At 71.1% G+C, this 6,520-nt stretch carries 6 protein-coding genes; 4 read left to right on the top strand and 2 right to left on the bottom strand.

What is annotated here, in order from left to right:
- Positions 1-175: 175 nt before the first annotated feature.
- On the bottom strand, positions 176-2,314 hold the full coding sequence (locus tag VJS38_RS15220) for a lytic transglycosylase domain-containing protein (RefSeq protein WP_324088999.1): 2,139 nt from the start codon (positions 2,312-2,314) through the stop codon (positions 176-178).
- Positions 2,315-2,435: 121 nt separating this feature from the next.
- On the opposite strand from VJS38_RS15220, the gene dapA reads away from it, so the two are divergent.
- From dapA to VJS38_RS15205, 3 genes are all read left to right on the top strand, one after another.
- Positions 2,436-3,320: a 4-hydroxy-tetrahydrodipicolinate synthase gene (dapA, locus tag VJS38_RS15215; protein WP_324088998.1), complete on the top strand. Its 885-nt coding sequence runs from the start codon at positions 2,436-2,438 to the stop codon at positions 3,318-3,320.
- Between the two features lie 285 nt (positions 3,321-3,605).
- Positions 3,606-4,061 (top strand): SsrA-binding protein SmpB, encoded by a 456-nt coding sequence (gene smpB / locus VJS38_RS15210; protein WP_324088997.1) that lies wholly within the window; start codon positions 3,606-3,608, stop codon positions 4,059-4,061.
- Between the two features lie 65 nt (positions 4,062-4,126).
- On the top strand, positions 4,127-5,056 hold the full coding sequence (locus tag VJS38_RS15205; protein ID WP_324088996.1) for an NADP-dependent oxidoreductase: 930 nt from the start codon (positions 4,127-4,129) through the stop codon (positions 5,054-5,056).
- A 4-nt stretch (positions 5,057-5,060) separates the two neighbouring features.
- Here the strand turns inward: VJS38_RS15205 and VJS38_RS15200 are convergent, their stop codons facing one another.
- Positions 5,061-5,723 (bottom strand): uracil-DNA glycosylase, encoded by a 663-nt coding sequence (locus VJS38_RS15200; RefSeq protein WP_324088995.1) that lies wholly within the window; start codon positions 5,721-5,723, stop codon positions 5,061-5,063.
- A 145-nt stretch (positions 5,724-5,868) separates the two neighbouring features.
- Between VJS38_RS15200 and folK the strand changes: the two genes are divergently transcribed.
- On the top strand, positions 5,869-6,357 hold the full coding sequence (gene folK / locus VJS38_RS15195; protein ID WP_324088994.1) for a 2-amino-4-hydroxy-6-hydroxymethyldihydropteridine diphosphokinase: 489 nt from the start codon (positions 5,869-5,871) through the stop codon (positions 6,355-6,357).
- Positions 6,358-6,520: the final 163 nt, after the last annotated feature.

Below are 6,520 nucleotides of genomic sequence, written 5' to 3'. Positions count from 1 at the left end.
TCAGCCTCGCCGCGCGGGCCTGCGACCGGCTGGTGGTGCTGCACGCCGGCCGGGTCGTGGCCGACGGGCCGCCGCGGGCGGCGCTCACGCCGCAGGTCCTGGCCCGGGCGTTCGCGCTGGACGGCCGGCTGGAGGAGACCAGTGCGGGGCTGGTCGTGGCGGCGCGGCGTTCGGCCTAAGGCCGCTGCGGCGCTTCCGGGACCAGGGAACCGGCGGCGGCCGGTGCGGCCGAGGCCAGGGACGCATAGCTGTACGAGCCGCGCTTCAGGTCCGCCGTCAGCGTCAGCGGCGCGGAGCCGCCGTTCAGCTTGGCGCGATAGACCTGCACCCCCTCCAGCACGCGCATCACGTAGTTGCGGGTCTCGGAGAAGGGGATGCACTCGATGTAGTCGATCGGGTCGGTCGTGCCGCCGCGCGGGTCGCCGCAATAGCTGGTCCAGGCGGTCGGTCGGCCGGGGCCGGCGTTGTAGCCCGCCGCCGCCATGACGTAGGAGCCGGAGAACTGGCTGACCAGCTGGCCGAGGAAGGCCGAGCCCAGGCGCATGTTGTAGTCCGGCTCGTCGAGCATCGACGGCGAATAGTCCATGCCGTTGCGCCGGGCGATGATCGAGGCGGTCTGCGGCATCAGCTGCATCATCCCGCGCGCGCCCACGTTGGAGCGGACCAGCGGGTCGAAGCCGCTCTCCTGGCGGGTGATGGCCAGGACGAAGGCGGGCTCCGGCGCGCCCAACGCCTGCGGCGGGGTGCGGTAGGGATAGGCCCGGTTCGGCAGGACGAAGCCGCGCTGGGCCGCACCGCGGGCGATCTTCATCGAGACGTCTTGCTCGCCGTAGCTGCGCACCAGGTCGATCAGCATCGCCTGGTCGGCGGCCGTGGGCAGGATGTCGTCGAGCGCCAGCACGAAGGAGCGGAAGACGTCGCGGCCGCCCTCGTCGTGCAGCAGGCGCGCGCCCTGGACCACGTCGCTCGCCTCGAAGCGGGCGCGGTCGCCCGCACTGATCTGCGGGTCGTCGCCGAGCACCAGGCGCTGACCGAGCTTCTCGGCCGCCAGCTGGCCGTAGAAGGTCGTGATGTGCTGGGCGCCGGCCTGGTAGAAGCCCTGCGCGGCGGCCTTTTCGCCCCGCGCTTCCGCCGCGCGTCCCTGCCAGTAGAGCGCCCGGGCCCGGGTGATCGGCGAGGTGCCGACCCGGTCGATCACGGCGAAGTGCTTCGCCGCCTTCGCCGGGTCCTTCAGCCGGGTCAGCGCGATCCAGCCGGCGTAGAACTCGGCCTCCGCCGCCTCTGTGCTGTTGGAAAAGCCGCAGTCGGCGGCCGCGGCGTAGGCGCTGCGATAGTCGCCGATCTTCAGCTCGGCCATGACGATCTGCTTGCGCTCGGCCCAGACGCGCTCGGCCTGGTCGGGCGTGTAGGTGGCCTTCGGGAAGTAGGGCAGCTGGGCGGCCGCCATCTCGGTCAGGTTGTGCCGGCGCAGGTAGGCGGCGCGCTCGAAGGCCACGCCTGGGCTCTGGGCCAGGCTGGCGGGCAGGGCGTTCACGAGCGAGTTGGCGTTCGAGGAATCGCCGCGCAGCGCCAGGCGCGCGTAGGCCGCCTGCTGCTGGTCGGGCGGCAGCAGCGGGATCATCTCCCGCGCCGCCGGGCCTTGCGCCCCATAGAGCAGGACGTCGGCCCGTGCGACATGGTCGTCGACCGTCAGCACGTCGCCGAAGCGCGCCAGCATGGTGCGCTGGACGTCGGCCTCGAAGCTTTTGGTGCGCCACCACCGGCGGATCAGGTCGGCGCCCGCGGCCGGCTGGCCGAGGTTGCGGTAGGCCTGGGCCAACGCCATCGCCCCCTGGGGCGTGGTCGGCTCCAGCCCGTCGAACCAGTCGACGATCTGCCGCGGCGAATAGCCGGAGCTTTCGATCAGCTTTTCGGCGGCGGCCTGGCGACGCGAGGCCCGGGGCCAGGCGCGGAGCTCGCGGCGGGCCTGGTCGGCCTCGTAGAAGCTCAGCGAATCGCCGGCGGAATCGACCAGCACCCAGGTGGCGGCCTTCTTCGCCGCGCGGTCGCTGATCATGCCGAGCGCGGCGCGGGCGCCGTTGACGTCGCCGCGATGGCCGGCCTCCACCGCCATGCGGAAATTTGCGAAGTCCGACGACGACAGCGGCTGGCGCACGGTCTGGCGGCTGGAATCCACCGGCGCATCGGTGACGCCCTGGGCGTCGGACCGCTGCAGCAGGGCGCCGATCGCGTCCATCTGCTGCGCGCGCGCGACCGCGGTCGAGACCAGGGCCAAGCTGGCCAGCAGCAACGCTTTACGGGCCTTGGCGTGCAACTCTCGCCCCCCTTTTGACGCGAAACGCATACGGGCGTTGCGGCGACGACTCACGATCCATATTGTCGCGCCGAATCTGAACGCCGCTTCAACAAGCGCCTATTCACGGCATTTTGCGATCATGTCCCAGCCTTTGTTCAAGGGCCTGCTCCCGGCGCTCGTGACGCCCTTCCGCGACGGCGCGGTCGACGAGGAGGCCTTCATTCGCCTCGTCGAGCGCCAGATCGCCGGCGGCGTACACGGCCTGGTGCCCGTCGGCACGACCGGCGAGACGGCCACGCTGTCCCACGACGAGCACCGCCGCGTCGTCGAGCTCTGCGTCAAGACGGCGGCCGGCCGCGTGCCGGTGATCGCCGGCGCCGGCTCCAACTCCACCGAGGAGGCGATCGAACTCGTGCGCCACGCCAAGGCGATCGGCGCGCACGCGGCCCTGGTGGTCGCGCCCTACTACGTGCGTCCGAGCCAGGAGGGCCATTACGCCCACTATGCGGCGATCAACGCGGCCGTGCAGATGCCGGTGCTGGTCTACAACGTGCCTTCGCGCACCGGGACCGACATCTCCAACGAGGTGCTGGCCAAGCTCGCCAAGCTGCCGAACATCGTGGGCGTCAAGGACGCCACCGGCGACCTTTCGCGCGCCAGCATGCAGCGGCTGATGTGCGGCGAGGACTGGGTGATGCTCTCCGGCGACGATCCGACCGGCCTGGGCTACATGGCCCACGGCGGCCACGGCTGCATCTCGGTGACCTCCAACGTCGCCCCGGAGCAGACCTCGGCCTTCTACAACGCCGCCATGGCGGGCGACTGGGCCGGGGCGCTGCAGCACCAGGACCGGCTGATCCGCCTGCATCGGGCGCTGTTCAGCGACGCCTCGCCGGCGCCGACCAAGTTCGCGCTCGCCCACCTCGGCCTCTGCACCGAGGACGTGCGCCTGCCGCTGGTCCCGGCCTCCGAGGCTTCCCGCAAGGAGGTCTTGGACGCGATGCGCGACGCGGGCGTGGTGTAGGAATTTTGTCCACGAACCACACGAACGGGGTTCGACAGGAACCACGGAAGACACGGAACACACGGAAAGGGGGGCTTGGTCCGTCCCTCGACGTTATGGCTCGACCGGCCCTGGGCCGGTCCGTTTGGGCTCCAGCGGCCGTGCAGAGGAGGCGACGTGCGGCAGCAGCGCCTTTCCGTGTCTTCCGTGGTTCCAGACTCAGATCTGCAGCCTCGCCGGCCTCCCGCCCGTTCGTGTGGTTTGTGGACAAACCTTATATGTCCGCCCTGAGCGGGCGGGGATGAGATGGCCGGCAAGACGATCGCGGAGAACCGCAGGGCGCGGTTCGACTATTTCCTGGAACAGACCTTCGAGGCGGGGCTCGCGCTGACCGGCTCGGAGGTGAAGTCGTTGCGCAACGGCCGCGCCAACATCGCCGAGAGCTATGCGGCGGTGGAGGGCGACGAGATCGTGCTGGTGAACGCCGACATCCCGCCCTACGCCCAGGCCAACCGCTTCAACCACGAGCCGCGCCGGCCGCGGAAGCTGCTGCTCCACCGCAAGGAGATCAGCCGCCTGATCGGCGCGGTGCAGCGTGAAGGCCGCACCATCGTGCCCACCAGGCTCTACTGGAACGACAAGGGCATGGCCAAGCTCGAGCTGGCGGTCGCCAAGGGCAAGAAGGCCCACGACAAGCGCGAGACCGTGGCCGAGCGGGACTGGCAGCGCGACAAGGCCAGGCTCCTGAAAGACCACGGCTAAGGGAACCTCCGCCCCCGTCCTACGGTTCGCGACCGCATGGCGCAGCGTCTGCGGAGAGCCGGGCGATGAAAGCGGTCAGAATCCATCAGTTCGGCGGGCCGGAGACCCTGCAGGTCGAAGACCTTCCCATGCCGCAGCCCGGACAAGGCGAAGTCCGCATCCGGGTGATGGCCGCCAGCGTCAATCCGGTGGACTACAAGGTGCGCAACGGCGGCTATCTGCCGCGCGAGGCCCTGCCGCTGACGCTGGGCCGCGACGTGGCCGGCGTGATCGACGCCGAGGGGCCCGGTGTCGAGGGCCTGCTGGTCGGCGAGGCGGTCTACGCCATGCTCGACCGGGACCACGGCGGCTATGTCGAGTACGTGACCCAGCCCGCGGCCTGCTGCGCGCCCAAGCCCGCCAAGCTGGACTTCGTGCAGGCCGCGGCCGTGCCGCTGGCCGGGCTGACCGCCTGGCAGGGGCTGTTCGATCACGGCGGCCTGGAATCCGGCCAGCGGGTGCTGATCCACGGCGCGGCGGGGGGCGTCGGCCACTTCGCCGTCCAGTTCGCCCGCGTGCGCGGCGCCACCGTCATCGCCACCTGCTCGGGTCGCGACGCCGATTTCGTCGAGAGCCTCGGCGCCTCGGAGGTCATCGACTACCACGAGGAGCGGTTCGAGGACCGCGTGCAGGACGTCGACCTCGTCTTCGACCTGATCGGCGGCGAGACCCAGGAGCGGTCCTGGGCGGTGCTGAAGACCGGCGGGATCATGGTCTCGACGCTGAAGGAGCCGGACCAGAAGAAGGCCGAGGCCAGATACGCCCGCGGCGTCCACTACATGGCCCACCCCGATGGCCAGGAGTTGGCCGAGATCGCGCGGCTGATCGACGCAGGCCAGATGGTTCCCCGGATCGACCGCGTCTATCCGCTGGACGCGGCGGCGGAGGCGGAAGCCGCGCTCGAGAACGACCACGTCCGCGGCAAGATCGTGCTGGAGGTGGCCGCGCCGCTGTGAGGGCTCAGCCGATCAGCGCCTTGGCGCGCTCGAAGACCGCCTCGAACATCGGCGCGGTCAGCCGGCCGGTGTTCGTGTTGAGCCGCGAGCAATGGTAGCTGTTCAGCACTGTGTAGGGGCCGGCCTGGAACTCCGAGCCGTGGCCGGCGACGCCCGCCGAGGCCTTGAGGCCCAGCGCGCGGAGCGCGTTGCGGCGCGAGACGTCGCCCAGGGTGACGATCACCTTCAGCCGGGGCAGGGCGGCAATCCGGGCGCTGAGGAAGGGGCGGCAGTTGGCCTCCTCCGACGGCTCCGGCTTGTTCCCCGGCGGGGCGCAGCGCACGGCGTTGCTGACCATGCAGTCGACCAGCTTGAGGCCGTCGTCGGGGCGGGCCTCGTAGCGGCCGCGGGCGAAGCCGAACTTGAGCAGGGTCTCGTAGAGCAGGACGCCGGCGTAGTCGCCGGTGAACGGCCGGCCGGTGCGATTGGCGCCCTGGCGGCCGGGCGCCAGGCCCAGCACCAGCAGCCGCGCCTCCGGATCCCCGAACGAAGGGGCGGGGCCGTTGAACCAGTCCGGATGCGCCGCGCGGTTGGCCTGGCGATAGGCCACCAGCCTGGGGCAGATCGGGCAGTCGCGCGCGGGCTCTGGGCCGCATGCGGCGGCTGTCGGCGTCGTCACCAGCGTCATCTTCCTCAATCCAGCGGGAGCCCTTAGGAGTCGCCGCGCACGAATAGCCACCGTCGCCGTTCCTGAATAGGGCGGCGCCGTCGCAAGGACCTCGCCGATCGCCCCGCCGCCCCCGCAGTCCCCAGCGCTCGACCTCGACGCGGCCGTGGTGGTCGCGCTCGGCGGCAACCTCGCGGGCGGCTACGGCTCGTCGGAGGCCCTGCTGGAGGCGGCGCTGGCCGCCCTGCCGGCCGCCGGGCTCGCGGTGCTCGCCCGCTCCGGCTGGTGGCGCTCGGCGGCCTGGCCCGATCCCACGGGACCGGAATACCGCAACGGCGTGGCGATCGTCGCCGCGCCCGCGGGACCGGAGGCGACGCTGCAGGCGTTGTTGACGGTGGAGGCAAGCTTCAATCGCCGCCGGGGCGAGCGCAACGCGCCGCGGACCCTGGATCTCGATCTGATCGCCTACGGGCGGGTGGTGATGGACACGCCGGACCTGACCCTGCCCCACCCGCGCGCCCACGAGCGGCTGTTCGTCATGGGCCCGCTGGCGCAGATCGCCCCGGACTGGATCCATCCGGTTCTGGGGCGAACTGCGGTCGAGCTGGCGGCGACGGCGAGCATAGGGCGCGATGCGCGTCCGGCCACGCGTTAGTTCGACTGCGGCGCCTGCGGCGTGTCGATAGCGCGTGAAGATGTCCGGTTTTCGTAGCACATCAAATGTCCGCTTCTCAGTTGTGGTTGGCCCTGTGGATAAGTGGTCAAGGCGGAGCCTTGTCCACTTATCCACAGGGTGGCCGCCGAGCGGGCTTAAGCGG

The sequence above is a fragment of the Phenylobacterium sp. genome (assembly GCF_035276905.1).
In the GTDB taxonomy this organism is placed as follows: domain Bacteria; phylum Pseudomonadota; class Alphaproteobacteria; order Caulobacterales; family Caulobacteraceae; genus Phenylobacterium.
This window is presented reverse-complemented; position numbering and strand designations above follow the sequence as displayed.